Source organism: Intestinibacter sp. (genome assembly GCF_051866655.1).
In the GTDB taxonomy this organism is placed as follows: domain Bacteria; phylum Bacillota; class Clostridia; order Peptostreptococcales; family Peptostreptococcaceae; genus Intestinibacter.
Window position 1 is genome coordinate 1 of the sequence record NZ_JBJDXL010000372.1, and the last position, 3,197, is coordinate 3,197.

The following is a 3,197-nucleotide window of genomic DNA, read 5'->3' on the forward strand; positions in this document are numbered from 1 at the left end:
GAACCTATTACTCTAGAATATATATTATCTAGAGTAAGCGAATATGATATATATCGAGCGTATATTGGTAATTTTAAAGTAGGCATGATATACAATAGTCCATTCCGTAAAGATAAGAATCCATCATTTGGATGTTATTACAGTAGGACTACTAAACAGTTAATGTTTAAAGATCATGGTACAGGTGATTGCGGTAATATAGTTAAATTTGTATCACTATATACTGGTTTAACTAATTATTCAGATATACTAAATAATATAGTTAATAAGCTTAATATTACTAATAATACGCAGTTAGGTAGCTCTAAGCAATATATACCGTCAAAAGAGACAGTAATCGGTGTAGTACGACAAGACTTTACTAAAATTGACACCGATTACTGGTCTCAGTTCCATATTTCTCTAAGTACATTAAAGAAATTTAATGTAAGTAGTATTAAATATTATCTAAGTAATGGTGTAGTAAAAGGTATATATAAAAATGATAATCCAATGTATGCTTACAAAGTATACAATCACTTTAAAATATACAGACCATTAGCAGATAAATATACTAAATGGAGAAATAATTTAACTGAAAACGATATACAAGGTTTTAAGCAATTACCTAAAAGCGGAGAAACTATTATTATAACTAAGAGCTTAAAAGACGTTATGTGTCTATATGAAATGGGAATACCAGCAATATCTCCTAGTTCAGAAAGTTCTTGGATTTCAGACAAAGCTCTAAACAACATTTTAAAGCGTTTTAAGACAATTTTAATTTGTTTTGATAGAGATGTAGCTGGAATAAAAAATATTCGCAAAATAAGCCTTAAAACAGGCTTAAATTGCATTATAATGCCTAAAAGGTTCTCTGCTAAAGATATTTCTGATGCTATCAAAGTAAATGGGTTCGATATAGTTAAAGAATACATTTATAATGAGATAGATAAAGAGAAAAAAAGGCAAAGTAAAAAATGCTACGCCTAATGAGTACGATGGAATAAAGTTTAGATCTAAACTTGAAACATATACGTATAAAAAGCTGAAAGAAGCTAATATCTATAGTGAATATGAACAACATAGATATGAACTACTTCCAGCTTTTACTTTTCAAGGTAGTAAGATACGAGCTATAACTTATTTACCTGATTTTGTAGGAGATAACTTTATAATAGAATGTAAAGGATTTCCTAATGAAGCCTGGCCTCTAAGAGAGAAATTATTTAAGTACTATTTAAAGAATACTAATTATAAATTCTATATAGTACATACTCAGAAAGAGGTAGATAAATTAATTTCAGAACTTAAAAATTAATTTTATGAACGAATTTGTACGAATAGGAGAGAAAATCATAGTTAAGCCTGCAGGTATGGATTATGAACTTATACCTGGAAAAGTATATGATCTAAAGTGGGATGATTCTAACGATTATACTTATCTAAAAGAGAATGGTAATCTAAATATGCCAAATAAGTTATATAAGTTTGAAGAAGATAATAATCTTATTAAACGTTGTATTACTTATTTTAATTCAGATAAAGCAGGTCTTACTACAGGTGTATTACTATCTGGTTTAAAAGGTAGCGGTAAATCTATATTAGCAAAACGTTTAGCTATTGAAAGTAATCTTCCTATTATTATTGTAGACCGATACTATCGTTTAAAACGAATAGAACAGTTCTTTAAGAATATAAATACTCCAGTATGCATAATACTAGATGAATTTGAAAAGAATGATTATTATTGGCCTACAGATGGTATTTTAACTTTCTTAGATGGTATACAACATACTGCTAAGAAATTAGTTATTATGACTTGCAATAATACTGATGCAATAAATGATAACTTATTTGATCGTTCATCACGTATACGTTATTGGCGTAAGTACGAAATGAATGATAACCTTGTATTCGTAGATATGCTAATAAACGATAAAGGTATAGAAGATAAAGATATTGTTAAAGATTATATTATTAATAATATGGAAATAATATCTTTTGATAATGTTAATGCTTTCTTAGATGAATATATTATATTTAAAGATCTATTTACTTTAGATCAGATATTTGATATAATGAATTTAACTAAGAAAGAGTAATGTTATTTATAACTTTATTAATTATTAAGTTAACAATAAATATATATGCTGTTAGATAAGTATAATTTAGTAGAGGATTTAATTCCTTGGGAAACTAATATAAATACAGACGATATTGAAACTAATAGTATGAATGAATTATTTGACTATGGAGATTAAAATACCATACTACGAAGATAATACTAGAATATCTAATAGTACTATAGGATGGTTCTTAAAGAAAGGTCCTAGATACTTAAAAGATATGCTAGATGGAAAAGAGGAAGGTTTAAAGCTTCCTCAATTAGAAAGAGGTACTATGATTCACGAGTACCTATTACAACCAGAACAATTCTGGAATGATTATACTATGCTTGATTATGAAATACCTAGAGTAAAACAACAAAAGGATTTCTGTGAAGCGTATGTAAGCTCATTAGAGCTTACAGAAGACGATAAATTACTACAAGCATACAGAAGTGCTTATAGTAATAACAAAAGCTCTAAAATCGTCTTAAAAGAAGCTTTAGAGCTAACTAAAAAGTATGCTTCCTATATAGAAGCACTACAACAAGAAAAAGAAAACAAACAAGTAATATCAGGAGCTGATTTAAATATGCTTAAGAATATTAAACATAATATAGAAGAGCATAAGAAAGCTAATGAATTACTATCAGATAAAGAAGGAGTTGAATCTCACAATGAATTTCATATAAACTGGGAGTTTAAAGATGTTAAATGTAAATCTCTATTAGATAGATGTATATTCGATCACGCTAATAGAAAGATTACTTTAATTGATTTAAAGACTACATCAGATGTATGGAATTTTAAGCATTCTGTTGAAGAGTATGATTACTATAGACAGATTGCTTTCTACTTACTTGCTATTACTTGGTATATGTTTATAGATCAAGGAATAGATATTTCTGATTATAATCTTGAAGCTTATATTATAGCAATACAGACTAATAGAAATAATGAAGTAAGAGTATTTAATATGTATAATGAAAATGAACTAGAAGATCGTAAGAACCTTATTTCAGAAGCATTAACAGAATTATCATATCATATCAGTTCAGGTAATTGGGATCATAGTAGATTGTATTATGAGTCTGACGGAACTGAAGAACT

4 protein-coding genes are annotated in these 3,197 nt (G+C 27.6%); all 4 read left to right on the forward strand.

Features of this window, described 5'->3' with window-relative positions:
* A partial coding sequence (locus ACI3VO_RS11005; protein ID WP_439757962.1) for a toprim domain-containing protein occupies positions 1-972 on the forward strand: 972 nt, incomplete at its 5' end.
* Positions 973-985: 13 nt separating this feature from the next.
* Positions 986-1,300 (forward strand): DUF1064 domain-containing protein, encoded by a 315-nt coding sequence (locus ACI3VO_RS11010; protein ID WP_439757965.1) that lies wholly within the window; start codon positions 986-988, stop codon positions 1,298-1,300.
* Between the two features lie 4 nt (positions 1,301-1,304).
* Complete coding sequence (locus ACI3VO_RS11015) at positions 1,305-2,084, forward strand: AAA family ATPase (protein WP_439757963.1); 780 nt, start codon at positions 1,305-1,307, stop codon at positions 2,082-2,084.
* 148 nt (positions 2,085-2,232) lie between these two features.
* Positions 2,233-3,197 (forward strand): hypothetical protein (locus ACI3VO_RS11020; RefSeq protein WP_439757964.1); only part of this gene is annotated, 965 nt, incomplete at its 3' end.